This is a genomic window from Hallerella sp. (assembly GCF_022776125.1).
GTDB lineage: Bacteria > Fibrobacterota > Fibrobacteria > Fibrobacterales > Fibrobacteraceae > Hallerella > Hallerella succinigenes.
Genome location: NZ_JALFIA010000060.1, coordinates 1 through 17,367 on the forward strand (window position 1 = coordinate 1; position 17,367 = coordinate 17,367).

Here is a 17,367-nt window from a genome sequence, read left to right on the forward strand (position 1 = left end):
GCGTTCGCCGGTGGAAGCGCCGCTCGGAACAGCAGCGTGACCGGTCACACCGTTTTCGAGGGTAACATCAACTTCGAGGGAGGGATTGCCGCGAGAATCGAGGATCTGGCGGGCAACAACGGATTTAATTTTAGAAGCCATATTTTTTGCCTTTTGGTTAGAGTGAAAAGTCGTTGAAAATATATAAAAATTTTCAACTTCGGTTCACCGACTATCCACACCATATGCAAAACCAGAAATGCTATAGACCAACGCAACGCTTTCTCGGACTCGAAGAAAACTATTTTTCAAACAAATGGTCCAAGGAATTCCACGCCCACCTTGCCACGCTGCTTAGGTGAAACGTCGCTGTCATCGCTACAAGCGGTGAATGCGAAAAGCACCACGATGGCAAGCAAAAAGAATTGCTTCGTAGAGTCTTCTTTTTAAAAGCCGAGCATTGCTACTTATCCAGTACTTGAATCCGGATTCCTTTTCCCGATTTCAGCGGTTTCAACAAAAAGACACCGTTCCGATTCACCAAGTTCCCGATTTTGAATTGCAACTCTTCCCGGCTTTTGCCTGAAATCGTTCCGAGCCAATTTCCTTGAAAATCAAATACGCGATATTCAGCAGAAATTGCCTTTTGGAATTGCATTGACGGTGTTTTGATACTAGTATGTTCTTCGTTTCCGGCAAGACGGAATTGAATCCAGTCTATATTGATATAGCTCTTGACAATTTTCAATTTCAAAACATGCTCCCCTCTATCCAATTCCACGGAACCCAATGCTATTTCTTTGTACGTATCAAATGTAGAATCCACTTTGGCAACGAAAATCGGGTCTAAAATCCGCTTTTCATCGATGTATAGTTCAAAACCTGCTGTATCCATAGCAGTTGCTACACGAGCATCCACATTATAAACACCATTGGAATCCACATGAATAGTATACTCCGTCCATTCATCAGCAACCGTGTATCCCAAAGCGTAACCATCCCCCGTTTCAACGATATCCACCCCATCTTCTCGATATTTCCCGCCCCTGTTTTCGGCATCCATATCATGATAGGACTTTCCTTCTCCCCCTAAATCGTAATTTTCACTTTCAATTTTGCCCGGGATACTCTTTGCCTCCTCCCCAAAAGGCGCTTGAGGAATAGAAGGCGTTATGTAAATGCGATAGGCATAGTAAACATTCTGGATATGGATTGGAATCGTAATGGAGGAATTGAACACTTCGTATTCCTGGCTAGATTCAAGAATTGTAGAGGCAACGGCCGAATCCTTGTCTACCCAAACGACATATTCAACATCAACATTGACCTTGTTTCCAAAGACTTCGGGAATGTTGTCAATTTTTACAGGGACTTCCCCTAGGGTATTTCCTCCCACAACAATGCTCGCCACTTTTCTTTGTAAATCTACAGCGGCAAATCCATCGACACTGTCACTCTTGTCATTTGGCGGAATGACTTTTGCCATATAACCGCTCATGTCTCCATACCATTTGTATAAATACCAACCGCCCCCGCGTTCATTTTTTGCCGTGAGCAAGCTTCCCAGACGTCCGGGCAAATTGGTGAACCACCAAGAAATCATCGCGCTTTCCACCCCATGACGTTCAAATTTAGCGATAAATGGCACAGAAACTCCCGGGCAACCTTCCAACGTATGCGTGCCGGATGAATACTCATTAATACTCACCGCTCGTGGCGTTACATTGTACTTTTTTTCAAGACTCCGATAATGTTCAATGGCGCCAACAAATCCTTCGGAACCCCATTGATGCCAGCTGATAACATCGGGCAAGCAATCGTTTTCCGAACAATACTTTATAAAAGCCTCCATGCGGCTGCTGTTGTACCAAGCATACGAGGGACCAATGATTCTTGCTTCCGGATCTTTTTGACGAATAAAGTCATAAGTTGTTTTCCATAATCCGGAATTAAAATCGATGGTCGTACTTGTCCAAGTTCCGCCGGGTTCATTCCAAATTTCATAGCCATCAAAATTCTGTACCTTGGCCGCTTTTCTATCTTCGATGACAGATTCCACTTCAGAAAGCCAATGATTCATGTCTTTGAAATTATAGGGCCATCCCGGTAGAATGTCAGCCAGCCGAATATGAATCTTCGCTGTGGTATTTTCAATCCGTGGAGAAACGAGAAACGCACCGCCAATCGGTTGTTGACGCCCCTGTCCGCTACGGGCAGGAGCCAAAAAAGCGTTCGGTTTCAAAGGTTCCACGTCCCTGGCTATATCGACAGGATAAGTTTCCGTCAACCCATACAAAGACCCTGTTGCTACATGGGTTACAGGGCGAATACTATCGCCAAGACGAACATGAAGAGAGGTTTCCGCCAATGACGTTGATGCAAAAAAGCAAGAAATTACAACAAACGCCGAAGTTATAGCCTTACAATGCATTCTAGACACCCTAACATCCTTAGCGAAACTTTTTGTTTATCGCTACAAAAAAAATAGCCGAATAAAGCAAAAGATTGATAACCCTTACAAAATGATTATTGACAAATTGTCCACAAAGGCAATAACGAAATGGAAATTCCAAAGGCATCCATTCATGACGCTGCAAAACATCAAAAGATAATTTAGGGCTATCGTTTTTAGGAAATCATTGACGGAACAAACACTTTACAAGAATTTCTCCCATTTGATTTGACGTCGTAAAAAGCGAGATCGGCAGCACAAAAAAGCTGGATTCGTATTTTAAACCGATGCAGTAGCATTCTTGGCGGAATCGCATTCATTCTAATCATCACTTACCTTGTTCCCACCGTGGTCATTCCCCTCACTTCAAATGGCGAATTTCGCACGTGGGTAGACGCAACCGCCATCTTCTCATATCTCACAGCGGGAATTCCCATGATCCTTCTCGTCGCTTTCCTCGTACTTTCCCATGTCGCAATGATTTTCGGCATGGTAGATCCGGGCATTGCAGGATACTCCCCCGAAAAATCGGTCCAAGTGGAAAAACACCTCCATCATGGCATATAATTTATAATGCATGAAGTTTTACCACCATCTCCCGACCTCTTTGAATTTTGGATTTGTATCAAATGTTCCTAAGATGCGAAATCGGATCCGTTTGTGGCGTTCAAGGGCAGAGGCTGCATAAAATTCGTGTAAGACGCAACATTCAATGGTTCCCCATTATATGGTATTATTTGGAATTTATTGGTGTTCAAATCAATAATTTTCATCCGAGAATCGTTCACAATACTTCTTTGATTCAAAAAAGAAGTATTTATTTCAGAATAAATTTTATTTATCCCTTTTTGAACAAAGAAAACGGAGACCGATTGCTTTGAACCAGCTGTAGAAACAGATGTGCGAACATTAATTTCTATAGAATCGCCTGATATAGAATTTTTCTTCAAGTCCGCTCGAACCTGATCAAGCGTTAAAGCAAAAGAAGACACCGAAAAAACAAGAAAATATATTAGTATTTTGCACATACGTAATCAGTCCTTTATACACCGCAACGTCATCCAGGCGTTAGCAAAATGATTCAATACACTTGAATGAATAATAATGTCAAATACGCTACTTGATGTTTTCATTGTCGAGGACCAATATGATGCCGACAAGAACATATCTGTAATATCCCCATTCCAGTAGAGATATCCTGCGGGAAGTGAAGAAAAAGCACAATCATCAGAACCGCTTTCTCTTTTCTCATTCCAAAGGTTTGTACTTTTTAACCTCATCGCGGTTTCTCTATCATCTAATTTTCCAACAACATTTATTAACTCAAGCCATTCATCGTTAGAAGGAACATGCCATCCCATGGGACAAACAGAATCGACTCTAGCATAGTCTAGTTTACCATTTTCATCATTGTTCTCTTGCAAAGAATAGTATCGCCCCCAAAAATTACAATCCGAATCACCGTTGTCATAACAGATACTATAGTCTGTTTCATAATTCAAGTTCTCAGCCATCCAAACCTGGTCGCCAATGGTCGTGTATTTATACACTTGCCCATCCCGTTCATCAACAAAAGTTCCGCGACCGCTTTCTGGACAGACTTCGCTAGCGTTCCAACTATTGCTATCGTCAGAACACGATGCTAAGAATGCGGCAAGAGTAATTGAGAAAAAAGCTTGTTTCTTATTCATTTTGATTACCTCTATTTTAAAAGTTGCCATGTTAAAATACGAGACCCTTGACGGAGAACGAGATAGCATCCTGCCGAAAGACTAATATCGGACTTGGGGCATGCCCCCAAAGCAAATTGTCTGACAAATCTAGAATTACGACCGAGTCGGCCTCAACCTGTTCATATCCGGTAATTCCATGGTATGAGGGATCATCCGTGTCAAATGAGACACGAAAACCCAATAATTTGGGCAGCAAACCATATACAAGAAAAGCTCCGCATTTCTGCGGGGCTTTTTCCAAAACAAAGGGCTAAAGATATTAGAAGCGGAAGTGAGCGAATGCTCGGTTTGCTTCTGCCATCTTGTGCACATCCTGCTTCTTGCGGATGGCGTTGCCTTCGTTGTTCTTGGCAGCAACAAGTTCTGCTGCAAGACGCTGTGCCATGTTAGCTTCCGTACGATTACGGGCAGCGGTAAGCAACCAACGAAGAGCGAGAGCCTTAGCACGATCCGGAGCAACTTCCATCGGTACCTGGTAGTTTGCACCACCGATACGACGGGACTTCACTTCAAGCTTCGGCTTGATGTTTTCAAGGCATTCTTCGAACTTGTCGAGCGGAGAACCTTCGCCTTCCACCTTCTTGTCCAAGAGATCGAGAGCGGTGTAAACGATCTGTTCAGCGATCGTCTTTTTGCCCTGCTTGAGAACGACACCAATGAGTTCGGTGATTAAAACGGAATGATAACGCGGGTCTGCAATGGTGCGCTTGTGAATAGTCTTTCTTCTTCTAGACATATGCTCTTCCTTTACTTCTTAGCCGGAGCTTTTCTCTTAACACCGTACTTGGAACGTGCCTGATTACGACCGTTCACAGCCTGAGTATCGAGCGTACCGCGAATGATGTGGTAACGGACACCCGGAACATCCTTAACACGACCGCCACGAATGAGGACGATAGAGTGTTCCTGGAGGTTGTGGCCTTCACCCGGAATGTAAGCTGTCACTTCCATCTTGTTGGAAAGACGGACACGAGCAATCTTACGGAGAGCGGAGTTCGGCTTCTTCGGCGTGGTGGTGTACACACGAGTGCAAACACCGCGCTTCTGCGGACTTTGTTTCAGAGCCGGCGAAGCGGTTCTGTTGAGGATTTTTTCACGGCCCTTACGGACGAGCTGTTGTATAGTAGGCATTGTTTATTTTTCCCTATAATTTTGGAAACCCAAATATAGTTCTTTTTCGAATAATTTCAAGTTTTGCCTTCGAAATTATTCGATGTTATCTCCATTATCTTCCGAGGCTTCGGATCCGGTATCCGGCAGCGAGAAATCGATATCGCCGACCGAATTTTCAGATTCCAACTGGGAAGCCCGGTTAGCGGCAGCCTCAGCTTCTGCGTCGGAATCAATGACCACGACGTCACGCAGATGTCTTGCACCCGTTCCGCATGGAATCAGGTGACCCATAATGACGTTTTCCTTAAGTCCCATCAACGGGTCCACACTACCTTCAATTGCAGCACGAGTGAGGATCTTCGTTGTTTCCTGGAAGGACGCTGCGGAAATGAAGCTATCCGTAGCAAGCGAGGACTTGGTAATACCGAGGAGCATCGGGGTTCCCTTTGCTTCGGCACGACCTTCTGCCTTGAGCTTGTCGTTTTTCACGCGCAGACGAGCCTTGGAGATTTCTTCATCCGGAAGGAGATCGGAATCACCAGGATCGGAAATTTTGATTTTACGCATCATCTGACGCACAATGCATTCAATGTGCTTATCAGCGATAGCCACACCCTGAAGGCGGTACACGGCCTGGATTTCATTCACCAGGTGACGCTGCACGGCTTCTGGGCCCTGAACACGAAGAATATCGTGCGGATCGACAGAACCGTCGCAGATCTTCTGACCTCTGCTGACACGGTCGCCTTCGAGCACGGCGAGATGACGGCCACGTGGCACGAGCACGCTCTGTTCTTCTTCGGCGTTCTTGATGATTACCTTCTGGTTGCCGCGTTCTTCGTTACCGTATTCAACGATACCGTCGATTGGAGCAATCACAGCGACATTCTTCGGAACACGCGCTTCGAAGAGTTCTGCAACACGAGGAAGACCACCCGTAATATCCTTAGTCTTACCGACAGCACGCGGCAACTTGGCGAGGATTTCGCCCGGCACAGCGTTGTCGCCGTCGTGGACAGAAAGAATAGCACCATCCGGCAGGTAGTAAACACCCTGACGGTTGCCAGCAGCGTCGAGAACGTTGATAGCCGGGCGGTGCTTACCATGACGGTCACTAATGACGGTCCAGGTTTCCACGCCGGTCACATCGTCCTTATCCACACGATAGGTCGTGTTTTCAATCAAGTCGATGAACTGGATCTTACCGCTGACGTTACTGAGAATCGGGCTCGTATACGGATCCCATTCAAAGAGCTTCGTATCCTTCGTTACCGCTGCGCCATTTTCCACATAGAGGATGGCACCATATGGAATCTGCCAACGACCCTTGTTAATGCCGGTGGAGTCAAAAATCACGAGTTCGCCCATACGGCTCACGACAACCTTGTGACCGTCGTGTTCAAGCGTATTGACGTTATCAAGTTCAACCTTGCCATCAACCGGAGCGCTCTTCGAGTTTTCAACCGTGAGACGGCTAGAAGCACCACCAATGTGGAACGTACGGAGAGTCAGCTGCGTACCCGGTTCACCGATGGATTGAGCCGCGATAACACCGACGGCTTCGCCGAGGTCAACCGGACGACCGGACGCCAGCATACGGCCGTAGCACTTCGCACAGACACCGTGGCGGGCACTACAGGTAAGCACAGAGCGCATCTTCACATGTTCAAGACCCGTTGCAGAGATCTTCGGAAGATCACTTTCCGTCACAAGTTCGCCAGCCTTGACAATCACTTCACCCGTCACCGGGTGAACGATGTCTTCGACCGGAGCGCGACCGAGGAGACGTTCTTCGAGCGGGATAATCGTATCGTCACCGTCCTTATAGGCGGAAATATCGATACCATCCTTCGTATGGCAATCTTCTTCCACAATCACGAGGTCCTGGGCGACGTCAACAAGACGACGGGTCAAGTAACCAGCGTCAGCCGTCTTCAGAGCGGTATCAGCAAGACCCTTACGAGCACCGTGAGCCGAAATGAAGTATTCCATTTCGTTCAAGCCTTCACGGAAGCAGGACTTAATCGGGTTTTCGATGACTTCCTGACCGCCGAGTTGCTTGGTCGGCTTCTGCATCAAACCACGCATACCAGAGAGCTGCTTGATCTGTTCACGGCTACCACGAGCGCCAGAATCCGCCATCATATAGACAGGGTTGAATCCGTCACGGTCGTGAGAGAGGAGATCCCACTGCTTAGCAGCGACATCGCTCGTCGTCTTGGACCAAACGTCAATAATCTGGTTATAACGTTCACCGTCCGTGATGACACCGTCTTCGTAAAGTTCGCGAATACGGGTGACCTTTTCGTTTGCTTCTTCGAGCAACTGCTGCTTTTCTGGCGGAATCACCATTTCGGAAATGGCCACAGAGGAGCCCGAGATAGCAGCCCACTTATAACCGAGGGCCTTCAGGTCATCGAGGTATTCGACCGTCACGCGGTTGCCGGTACGACGATAAAGATCGTCGATGGACTTCGCAATCACCTTCTTACCGAAGGTTTCGTTTGCATAACCGACTGCGTTCGGGATAATTTCGTTCAAAATGATACGACCCATGGTGGTCTTGATGAGAGACGGTTCCTTCAAGGTGAGGAACTTAATCTTCTGACCAGCCTTCGCGATCACTTCGCACTTGCCGTTATCATCCGGCTGTTCGGTCAAGCACGGGGTATCCTTTTCAAGAGCGCCCATGTAGATCTTACGGCCTGCCGGCAAATGGAGGTAGCATTCCGCATTCAAATCGATCACGCCGGTATTGTATGCACGAAGAGCTTCGTCCGGATCGTAGAAGCGCATTCCAGCACCCTTGCGGTTCGGACGCGGCTTGGAGATGTAGTACAAGCCGAGCACGATATCCTGGCCCGGAACAGCAATCGGCTGACCGGAAGCCGGGTGAAGAATGTTGTTGGAGGAAAGCATGAGCACGCGGCATTCGAGCTGCGTTTCGAAGGACAGCGGAAGATGGACTGCCATCTGGTCACCGTCGAAGTCAGCGTTGAAAGCCGTACAAACGAGCGGGTGAAGACGGATCGCATTACCTTCGATGAGCTTCGGATAGAAGGCCTGAATACCCAGACGGTGAAGCGTCGGAGCACGGTTCACCATAACCGGATGGTCTTCAGTAATCTGTTCGAGAATGTCCCAAACTTCAGGACGTTCTGCATCGACATACTTCTTAGCAGCCTTGAGCGTATAAACAATGCCTTCTTCTTCCAAACGCTGGATGATGAACGGCTTGTAAAGTTCAAGAGCCATGCGCTTCGGAAGACCGCACTGGTGCATCTTGAGTTCCGGACCCACGACGATCACAGAACGACCAGAATAGTCCACTCGCTTACCGAGAAGGTTCATACGGAAGCGGCCCTGCTTACCCTTGAGAAGTTCAGAGAGCGACTTCAACGGACGGTTAGAACCAGCGCGGACGGAACGACGACCGCTGTCGAACAGCTGGTCCACAGCTTCCTGGAGCATGCGCTTTTCGTTGCAAAGAATCACGTCCGGAGCCTTGATGTCGATCAACTTCTTCAAGCGGTTGTTGCGGTTGATGACACGACGATAGAGCTCGTTCAAGTCAGAGGTAGCGAAACGGCCACCATCGAGCGGAACAAGCGGGCGCAGATCGGGCGGAATCACCGGGAGAACGTCAAGAATCATCCATTCCGGCTGGTTAGAGAGGTTCTTGGCTTCATGCGGATACGCTTCGCGGAACTGGGTAAACGCATCGAGAAGGTTGAATTCCTTGCCTTCGGTCTTAGCGGCATAACCGCCCTTGCGTTCGCCATCAGCACCGATGACGCCGTACTTAAAGTCTTCGACCTTTTCGGCGATGTCCTTAGCCCAAGGAATATCGCTGTTCTTTTTCTTTTCCGGATCTTCGTAGTAAGAAAGGAAGTCGTCCATCTGAGACTTCTTGAAGGATTCGACAATCTTCAAGCGCTTGATGGCATCGTCACGCTTCGTCTTGGACTTGGACGCGGCTTCCACGCGGAGTTCGTCAGAAAGCTGGACAAAGTCGATGTTTGCAAGGAGCTGCTTCAAAGCGGCTGCACCCATCTTCGCGGAGAAGTGACGACCTTCTCTTTCGAGGTCGATATACTTGCTTTCGTCGATCAGTTCATTCGGCTGGAGATCGGTATCACCCGGATCGAGCACGATGTACTTTTCGTAGTAAATGATGTTATCGAGGGACTTGGTGTCAAGATTCAAAATCGCACCGAGCACGCACGGCTGATTCTTCACGAACCAAACGTGTGCGAGAGGGATAGCGAGTTCGATGTGACCCATACGTTCACGACGAACCTTGGAATGGGTAACTTCCACACCGCAACGGTCGCAAATGACACCCTTGAAACGGATACGCTTGTACTTACCGCAATTACATTCCCAGTTCTTCACCGGTCCGAAAATGCGTTCACAGAACAAGCCATCGCGTTCTGGCTTGAAAGAACGGTAATTGATCGTTTCAGGCTTGGTGACTTCACCATAGGACCACTGACGAATCAATTCAGGAGAAGCAAGGTGAATGGAGACTTCACCATTGTTGTTTTCAGAATAATCGAAAGTTTCTTCTGACATATTACTTTTCTCCATTAGTCTTGATATCGAGGCAGAGCGAACGCACTTCACGAATCATAACATTGAAGGATTCAGGAATGCCCGGTTCCGGAGTATTCTTGCCGTGGACGATAGCGTCGTAGATTCTGGAACGACCCATCACATCGTCGGACTTCACCGTCAAGAGTTCCTGGAGCGTGTAAGCAGCACCGTAAGCTTCGAGAGCCCAGACTTCCATTTCACCGAAGCGCTGGCCACCGAACTGGCTCTTACCGCCGAGCGGCTGCTGCGTCACGAGAGCGTAAGAACCGATCGAACGTGCGTGGATCTTGTCTTCGACCAAGTGACCGAGCTTGAGATAATACATGTAACCGATCGTAACCGGGTTCAAGAAGGCTTCGCCGGTGCGGCCATCGTAAAGCTTTGCCTTACCGATAATCTGACCGTGATCCGGATCCATCTTATAAGAAACGACCGGCATCTTCTGGTAAGCCTTTTCCAGTTCGTCCACGATGTCTTCGAAGGAAGCACCGTCGAACACCGGGGTGGCAATCTTCATGCCGAGGACCTTAGCAGCCCAGCCCAAGTGAACTTCAAGCACCTGACCGACGTTCATACGAGACGGAACGCCCAGCGGGTTCAAAAGGATCTGAATCGGGCGGCCATCTTCGGTGAACGGCATGTCTTCGACCGGAACGATTTTGGATACGCAACCCTTGTTACCGTGACGACCAGCCATCTTGTCACCGACCTGAAGCTTCTTCTTCTTGGCGATGTAAACCTTAACAGTCTGGAGAACGCCCGGCTTGAGTTCGTCACCCTTCGTAACCTTATCGATTTCCTTTTCCATCGTGCGGGTCAAGCGATCGATCGATTCGCGAGCCACGGAGAGAAGGCTAGATGCCTTTTCCTGAGCTTCCGCGTCATCGCGAGCGAAGGTAGAAGACGGAGCAAGAGTCAAAAGATCAATCGTGCGAAGCATCTTTTCGGAAACGGTAGAACCGTCCGGAATGCGAACTTCGTGAGTATCGAAATCGATGATATTGCCAGAGACCTTGCCGACGAGCATTTCGACCATCGCATTAGCGCAAGTCGTCTTAATCTTGTCGATATCAGCCTGGAACTTTTCCTTGATTTCGTTGATACGTTCCTGATCTTCAGCACGGCTCTTCTTGTCGTTGTGGTCCTTACGGCTGAACACGCGGGTTTCGAGAACGATACCGTGCATGCCCGGAGGAGCAACGAGAGAGGTATCTCGCACATCGCCGGCCTTTTCGCCGAAGATAGCGCGGAGAAGTCTTTCTTCCGGAGAGAGTTCCGTTTCACCCTTCGGGGTAACCTTACCGACGAGGATGTCGTCCGCATGGACTTCAGCACCGACACGGATAATGCCGCGTTCGTCGAGGTTTTTCAGAGCGTCTTCACCGACGTTTGGAATTTCACGGGTGAGTTCTTCCGGACCGCGCTTCGTTTCGCGCACTTCCACTTCGTATTCTTCAACGTGGATAGAGGTGAACGCATCCTTGATGGCGAGTTCTTCGGAGACGATAACAGCGTCTTCGTAGTTATAACCATTCCAAGGAATGAACGCAATAAGAATGTTTTTACCAAGAGCGAGTTCGCCGTGATCAGTAGAAGCGCCGTCAGCGAGGACGTCACCCTTCTTCACGTAATCGCCCACATTCACAACCGGTTTCTGGTTAATGCAGGAATCCTGGTTGGAACGTTCAAATTTACGGAGAATGTATTCGTCAACCGGTTCATGATCGAGGAATTCGAAGTTTTCGCCGAGGCCTTCCAAAGCATGGAATTCACCGGCTGCATCCAAAGTACCTCGTTCCACGACAACCGTCATGGCGTCGACAAAGCTCACGCGACCTTCATGCTTAGCACGGACAACGGTACCCGAGTCGAGAGCCGCACGGCGTTCAAGACCCGTACCGACAACCGGAGCTTCCGAGCGGAGCAGAGGCACAGCCTGGCGCTGCATGTTAGATCCCATCAAAGCACGGTTAGCGTCATCGTGTTCGAGGAACGGGATAAGGCCTGCAGCGACCGAGATAATCTGTTGCGGAGAAACGTCCATCAACTGAATACGACCTTCAAGCGCATCTTCGTCGAAATCGTCCGAGTTCGCATCAAACGTCGGAACGACACCCTTTTCAAAACGGTCGGATTCGTCGAACTCACCGCCGGCGATCAAGCGCGGCTTGAGCGGATATTCATCCTTTTCACGCACCATCACGAAGTCTTCCGCAAAAGCGGTCAACTGGTGACGATCCAAAATGTCAGCCTTTTCAGCTTCGGAAGATGCCTTCGCAAGCTCACCTTCAAACAGCGGGTCGAAAGCGGCAGCTTTCAGGATCGTGTTTGCCGGAGCAATGTTGAAAGCGTCTTCTTCATCAGCCGTGAGGTACACGACGAAGGAAGAAACCACGTCGTAAACCGTCGAGGATTGCTGAACGTAATCAGCCTTGCCCGAGAAAGATTCGAGCGGGTTACCGTTACGGACGAAGAGGCTAGAGCCATCCGCCTTCTTGAATTCGAACACCTTATTCACGAAGGAGTCAAAGAGAATGCGCTGGTTGTTGTCAAGGTTCGAACGGACAGCCTTGATATCCTTGGCGCCGAGTTCAAGCTGCACGAACAAACGCGGTTCGCGGACAAAGCCCTTGTAAAGACCAAAGTGCCACTTTTCTTCCGGGAAGTAGAGAGGCTTGCCCGAAGCATCCTTGAATTCCTGAAGACCGACAACGCGGTACGGAGTTTCAATGAAGCCGAAGTGGTTCACCACAGCAAACGTGGCAAGAGAGTTGATAAGACCGATGTTCGGACCTTCCGGAGTTTCGATCGGGCAGAGGCGGCCATAGTGCGTGTAGTGGACGTCACGGACTTCGAAGCCTGCGCGTTCACGGGAAAGACCACCCGGACCGAGAGCGGAAAGACGACGCTTGTGCGTAAGTTCGGACAGCGGGTTCATCTGATCCATGAACTGAGAAAGCTGGCTCGAGCTGAAGAACGCCTGGACGACGGAGTTCACCGTGCGAGTGTTCACCAAGTCACGCGGAGTCGGAGTTTCGTTGTCACCGGAAGTAAAGTTTTCACGAATGACGCGACTCATGCGGGAAAGTCCCACAGAGAGCTGGTTTGCGACGAGTTCACCAACGGAACGGGTACGACGGTTGCCCAAGTGGTCGATATCGTCAAGGACGTAACCGTCGGCGTCGCAGTAGAGACCGACCATGTATTCGATGATGCCGAGGAAGTCGGCTTCGGTCATCGTCATCGTGTTGAGAGCTGGCTTAGAGAGACCGATTTCTGCCAAAAGCTTTTCGATTGCCGGGGTATAAACCTTGGCATTCAAACGGTAACGCCCCACTTCACCGAGATCATACTTGCGCGGATCGTCAAGGAAGGTGCTTTCAAAGGCAATCTGAGCGGTTGCAAGGTTCGGAGCTTCTTCCTGAGACTGGTGCATCACGAAGTAGATGAGCTTCAAAGCGTCTTCCTTCGTCTTGCACTTATCGGCAAGGAGGGTGTTGTGGATAAGGAGGTTTTCTTCGTTTTCAGCGATGAAGGAGAGTTCGAAGACTCCGCTTTCCGTCAAACGTGCAGCGCACTTGTCATCGAAAACGCGGTTCGCGTCGAGGATGACTTCGCCCGAAGACGTATCAATCACGTCAGCGGCGACGATGCGACCGTAGTACTGTTCCATGTCACCCACGTTGAGGGTAACTTCTTCGATATTCTTATAGAACAGCTTGATAATATCCGCAGTCGTTTCAAAACCAATGCAGCGGAGAAGAGCCGTAGCCGGAATTTTCTTCTTACGGTCGATAATCAAATAGAGAATGTCACCGTCCGTATTGAATTCAAGCCAAGCCCCGCGATGCGGAATGATACGGCTCTTGAAGTTAGAGCGACCGTTCGGAAGGAGTTCTTCGTCGAAACTCACACCAGGAGAACGATGCAACTGAGAAACGACAACGCGTTCGGCACCGTTGATAATGAACGTACCATTATCCGTCATGATCGGCAGATCGCAGATCATCACGTCATTCTTAATTTCTTCCTTCAGCTTGCGATCTTCGCCATCTTCTTCAAAAACCTGAAGAGAGAGGTTTGCATGCAGAGGAATAGAATGCGTAAGCCCGCGTTCACGGCATTCGCGAAGGCTATACTTGGGAATACCGAAGAAGTAGCCTTCGTACTTGAGCGCGAAGAGCTTCTTCATATCTGTGATGGGGAAAATGTCTTGGAAAACGCGTTCCAGACCTACTTTGAGACGCTTCTCTTGAGGAACGCCTTTTTGGAGGAAGTGGTCATAAGAAGCTTTTTGCACTTCGACCAAATACGGAAGTTCCAACTGGAACTTATTGGAGGAATAATTCTTTCGCTCCGTCATTTAGAAACCTCATCCAGTGAAAAAACCTTGAGCACGGGAAAAACACCAAAAGCCCACACGATTGTGCAGGCGTTTTGGCGTATTCGAATTAACGAATAGAAGGCATTACTTCAGAACGACCTTGGCACCAAGATCTTCGAGTTCCTTCTTAATCTTTTCGGCATCAGCCTTCGGGGCTGCTTCCTTCACAACGCTATCGGCCTTTTCGACCATTTCCTTAGCTTCCTTCAAGCCAAGGCCAGTGATTGCGCGAACAGCCTTGAGGACAGCCATCTTGTTAGCACCGCATTCAGCGAGAACGACGTCGAATTCGCTCTTTTCTTCAGCGGCTGCACCAGCAGCAGCTGCAGCGACAACAACGCCACCAGCAGCGGCTTCAATGCCGTGAGCTTCCTTGAGGTAGTCAGCCAATTGCTTAGCTTCGAGAAGGGTGAGACCCGCGATTTGATCACCAATAGCCTTGATATCTGTTGCCATGATGTTTTTCTCCAATTATTCCGTTTTGAAAAGTTGTTTGTGAATGGTTGTGTTGAGGAATTAGGCGGTTGCTCCAGCCTCTTCCTTTTCCAGTTTTTCCGTGAGAGACTTGATCTGGCCCGCGATAGTGGAACCCGGTCCAAGAATAATCGTGACCAACTGGGCAAGCATGCCTGCGCGGTCCGGAATCTTGGAGAGAGCAACAATATCAGAACCCGGTCTGACCTTACCTTCCACATAGAGGCTCTTTGCAACGAGGAAATCCGGATTTTCCTTATGGAAAGCTTCGATTTCACGTGCCGGGAGAATCGGATCGTCTTCCGGGCCAATCATGATGGAGGTTGCACCTTTAAGGGCTTCGTCGAGACCCGAGATGTTCATCTTCTCGAGAACCTTCTTCAAGAGGGTATTCTTCACAGCAGTGTAAACGACACCCTTAGACTTGAGACTCATACGGAGCTTGTTGTCGAGTTCGACCGGAATCTTTTCGTAGTTGAGAAGATAGATCGAAGCAGCGCCTTCAAACTTCTTGACAAGAGAGTCAACTTTCTGTTGTTTTTTAACTACAGCTTTCATTGTTTATCTCCTATCGAGTGAGGCTCATATCGAGCTTGAGGCTCGGGGTCATAGTTGCCGTGAGGAACAAGGACTTGATATATGTGCCCTTTGCGGTCTGCGGCTTGTTCTTGATCACAGAATCAATCACAGCCTTCACGTTTTCAATAAGCTGTTCTGCCGTAAAGGAGAGCTTACCGACCGGAGCATGGACATTAGCGCCCTTGTCGACGCGGTACTGAATCTTACCAGCCTTGAGTTCCTTCACGGTCTGAGCGACGTTAACCGTCACCGTGCCGGACTTCGGGCTCGGCATAAGTCCACGAGGACCGAGCACGCGAGCAACCTTACTAATCACCGGCATCATGTCGGGAGTAGCAACGACTGCATCAAATTCGAGCCAGCCTTCCTGGATTTTCTGGACCAAGTCTGCGCCACCGACGTAATCAGCGCCTGCATCCTGTGCTGCCTGATAGTTATTATCCTTGCAGAACACAAGAACGCGAACCTGACGACCGGTACCGTTCGGAAGCACAACCGTGCCACGGACAGCTTGATCGGAGTTTTTGGGATCAACACCGAGATTGAAATGAAGCTCGACAGTCTGGTCGAACTTAACCTCGGATTTTTTAAGAATTTCGAGCGCCTGCTCGAGACCGTACGACTTGGTACGATCGTAAGCTTCAGCTACTTTCTTATACTTCTTTCCTCTGAACATGGTGTTTCCTGTCAGAAATAGGGTTAAGGTCTGCCTGATTAGTCGACAACATCGACGCCCATAGAGCGTGCGGTGCCCGCAACCATGCGCATTGCGGCTTCAATGTCGATTGTGTTCAAGTCCGGCATCTTCTTTTCAGCGATTTCCTTGACTTGTGCCTTGGTGATCTTACCGACCTTCTTACGGTTCGGTTCACCGGAAGCCTTGTCAATGCCAGCTGCCTTCTTGACGAGGACAGGAACAGGAGGTACCTTCGTGATGAAGGTAAAGCTCTTATCGGCATAAACAGTAATGACGACCGGGATGATCATTCCCTTTTCATTCTGAGTCTGAGCATTGAACGCCTTGCAGAACTGCATGATGTTCACACCTTTCTGACCCAGAGCAGGACCTACCGGAGGAGACGGGTTTGCAGCCCCGCCGGGGATCTGAAGCTTAATATAACCTGCAATTTTCTTTGCCACTGTATTTCTCCGTTTCAGAACCCAATATTACGATATTGATTCCACCTGGTTAAAGCCAAGTTCGACGGGAGTAGCACGGCCAAACACAGAAACCGTTACGCGAAGTTTGTTCTTCTCCGTGAGGATTTCTTCAACCGTACCATCAAATCCCTGGAATGGGCCATCCTTGATGGAAACATGATCACCGACAATATACGGATTCTGGATCACATCCTGTTCGGCATCTTGAGATTCGACACCGAGCAGTCTATCGACCTCGCTCTGACGAAGAGGAATCGGCGTCTTGTTAACGCGACTAGTTCCTCCGAAATGGGTAACGCCCTGAACGGATGTTACCAGGTGCTGGGTGAGCTCGTCCAGCTCCATCTCTATAATCAAATACGCCGGGAAAAGCTTAGAAACGACGTTCTTGCGCTTTCCTCGGACGTTTACGACTGTCACTTTCTCGGGGATGAGAATGCGACCAAACTTTTCTTGAACGCCTTCGCGTTCAATCAACATTTCAATATTCTTCTTGATTGTGCTTTCCTGACCGGAAAACGTATGGACAGCATACCACAACATAGCCATGATTTACCCACGTCCTAACAGTTTGTCAACGATGAAGGAAAGACCCAAATCAATCGCAGCAATATAGCAACCCATGATAACGCTGAAGAGCATTACAACCAAAGTCGAACCTTTCAGCTCTTCCCAAGTCGGCCAGGTGACCTTCTTCATTTCTTGGATAACTTCTTTGATGTATTGCTGAATCTTTTGCATAATCATGACTCCGGAAGAAAGGAAGCAGGTCGGGAGGGACTCGAACCCCCAACCAACGGTTTTGGAGACCGTGACTCTACCAATTGAGCTACCGACCTAAAACCGCCTTACTTGGTTTCCTTATGAACTGTATGCTTGCGGCAGAACGGGCAGTA

The 17,367-nt window shown here is 48.9% G+C and carries 13 protein-coding genes, 1 tRNA gene and 2 pseudogenes; 1 reads left to right on the top strand and 15 read right to left on the bottom strand.

Annotation, left to right across the window (positions count from 1 at the left end):
• Window positions 1-141, bottom strand: a pseudogene (gene eno, locus MR847_RS07715) (phosphopyruvate hydratase); the annotation flags it as partial.
• A gap of 301 nt (window positions 142-442) precedes the next feature.
• Entirely contained in the window at window positions 443-2,410 is a 1,968-nt protein-coding gene (locus MR847_RS07720) for a cellulase family glycosylhydrolase (protein ID WP_287723438.1), read from the bottom strand.
• A gap of 288 nt (window positions 2,411-2,698) precedes the next feature.
• On the opposite strand from MR847_RS07720, the pseudogene MR847_RS11040 reads away from it, so the two are divergent.
• Window positions 2,699-2,998, top strand: a pseudogene (locus MR847_RS11040) (DUF6803 family protein); the annotation flags it as partial.
• 467 nt (window positions 2,999-3,465) lie between these two features.
• Here the strand turns inward: MR847_RS11040 and MR847_RS07725 are convergent.
• The 13 genes from MR847_RS07725 to rpmG form a co-directional block, all read right to left on the bottom strand.
• Window positions 3,466-4,122 carry an FISUMP domain-containing protein gene (locus MR847_RS07725; protein ID WP_287723439.1) on the bottom strand — a complete coding sequence of 219 codons (657 nt, stop codon included), beginning with the start codon at window positions 4,120-4,122 and terminating at the stop codon, window positions 3,466-3,468.
• 301 nt (window positions 4,123-4,423) lie between these two features.
• The gene (gene rpsG / locus MR847_RS07730; RefSeq protein WP_100425440.1) at window positions 4,424-4,900 is read right to left on the bottom strand and encodes a 30S ribosomal protein S7; all 477 of its coding nucleotides are present in this window, start codon (window positions 4,898-4,900) and stop codon (window positions 4,424-4,426) included.
• 11 nt (window positions 4,901-4,911) lie between these two features.
• Complete coding sequence (rpsL, locus tag MR847_RS07735; RefSeq protein WP_073305713.1) at window positions 4,912-5,295, bottom strand: 30S ribosomal protein S12; 384 nt, start codon at window positions 5,293-5,295, stop codon at window positions 4,912-4,914.
• 75 nt (window positions 5,296-5,370) lie between these two features.
• On the bottom strand, window positions 5,371-9,867 hold the full coding sequence (rpoC, locus tag MR847_RS07740) for a DNA-directed RNA polymerase subunit beta' (RefSeq protein WP_502798510.1): 4,497 nt from the start codon (window positions 9,865-9,867) through the stop codon (window positions 5,371-5,373).
• Window positions 9,854-14,236, bottom strand: coding sequence for a DNA-directed RNA polymerase subunit beta (gene rpoB, locus MR847_RS07745; protein WP_106519321.1), 4,383 nt, complete (start codon window positions 14,234-14,236; stop codon window positions 9,854-9,856). The genes rpoC and rpoB overlap by 14 nt, the downstream gene beginning before the upstream one ends.
• Window positions 14,237-14,341: 105 nt before the next feature.
• Window positions 14,342-14,713 (bottom strand): 50S ribosomal protein L7/L12, encoded by a 372-nt coding sequence (gene rplL / locus MR847_RS07750; protein WP_100425437.1) that lies wholly within the window; start codon window positions 14,711-14,713, stop codon window positions 14,342-14,344.
• A 60-nt stretch (window positions 14,714-14,773) separates the two neighbouring features.
• A complete protein-coding gene (gene rplJ / locus MR847_RS07755; protein ID WP_100425436.1) occupies window positions 14,774-15,289 on the bottom strand; it encodes a 50S ribosomal protein L10 in 516 nt (171 codons plus the stop codon).
• Between the two features lie 10 nt (window positions 15,290-15,299).
• Window positions 15,300-15,986 carry a 50S ribosomal protein L1 gene (gene rplA, locus MR847_RS07760; RefSeq protein ID WP_100425435.1) on the bottom strand — a complete coding sequence of 229 codons (687 nt, stop codon included), beginning with the start codon at window positions 15,984-15,986 and terminating at the stop codon, window positions 15,300-15,302.
• Between the two features lie 38 nt (window positions 15,987-16,024).
• Entirely contained in the window at window positions 16,025-16,450 is a 426-nt protein-coding gene (gene rplK, locus MR847_RS07765) for a 50S ribosomal protein L11 (protein WP_100425434.1), read from the bottom strand.
• A gap of 27 nt (window positions 16,451-16,477) precedes the next feature.
• Complete coding sequence (gene nusG, locus MR847_RS07770; protein ID WP_100425433.1) at window positions 16,478-17,020, bottom strand: transcription termination/antitermination protein NusG; 543 nt, start codon at window positions 17,018-17,020, stop codon at window positions 16,478-16,480.
• A 3-nt stretch (window positions 17,021-17,023) separates the two neighbouring features.
• On the bottom strand, window positions 17,024-17,212 hold the full coding sequence (gene secE, locus MR847_RS07775; RefSeq protein WP_100426789.1) for a preprotein translocase subunit SecE: 189 nt from the start codon (window positions 17,210-17,212) through the stop codon (window positions 17,024-17,026).
• A gap of 25 nt (window positions 17,213-17,237) precedes the next feature.
• A tRNA-Trp gene (locus tag MR847_RS07780) sits at window positions 17,238-17,310 on the bottom strand.
• 9 nt (window positions 17,311-17,319) lie between these two features.
• Window positions 17,320-17,367 (bottom strand): 50S ribosomal protein L33 (gene rpmG / locus MR847_RS11045; protein ID WP_353846851.1); only part of this gene is annotated, 48 nt, incomplete at its 5' end.

Coding starts and splice junctions, on each gene's coding strand:
- rpsL (WP_073305713.1), bottom strand. CDS start 5,295: ATGCCTACTATACAACAGCTCGTCCGTAAGGGCCGTGAAAAAATCCTC.
- MR847_RS07720 (WP_287723438.1), bottom strand. CDS start 2,410: ATGCATTGTAAGGCTATAACTTCGGCGTTTGTTGTAATTTCTTGCTTT.
- MR847_RS07725 (WP_287723439.1), bottom strand. CDS start 4,122: ATGAATAAGAAACAAGCTTTTTTCTCAATTACTCTTGCCGCATTCTTA.
- rplL (WP_100425437.1), bottom strand. CDS start 14,713: ATGGCAACAGATATCAAGGCTATTGGTGATCAAATCGCGGGTCTCACC.
- rpsG (WP_100425440.1), bottom strand. CDS start 4,900: ATGTCTAGAAGAAGAAAGACTATTCACAAGCGCACCATTGCAGACCCG.
- rpoB (WP_106519321.1), bottom strand. CDS start 14,236: ATGACGGAGCGAAAGAATTATTCCTCCAATAAGTTCCAGTTGGAACTT.
- rpoC (WP_502798510.1), bottom strand. CDS start 9,867: ATGGAGAAAAGTAATATGTCAGAAGAAACTTTCGATTATTCTGAAAAC.
- nusG (WP_100425433.1), bottom strand. CDS start 17,020: ATGGCTATGTTGTGGTATGCTGTCCATACGTTTTCCGGTCAGGAAAGC.
- secE (WP_100426789.1), bottom strand. CDS start 17,212: ATGCAAAAGATTCAGCAATACATCAAAGAAGTTATCCAAGAAATGAAG.
- rplA (WP_100425435.1), bottom strand. CDS start 15,986: ATGTTCAGAGGAAAGAAGTATAAGAAAGTAGCTGAAGCTTACGATCGT.
- rplJ (WP_100425436.1), bottom strand. CDS start 15,289: ATGAAAGCTGTAGTTAAAAAACAACAGAAAGTTGACTCTCTTGTCAAG.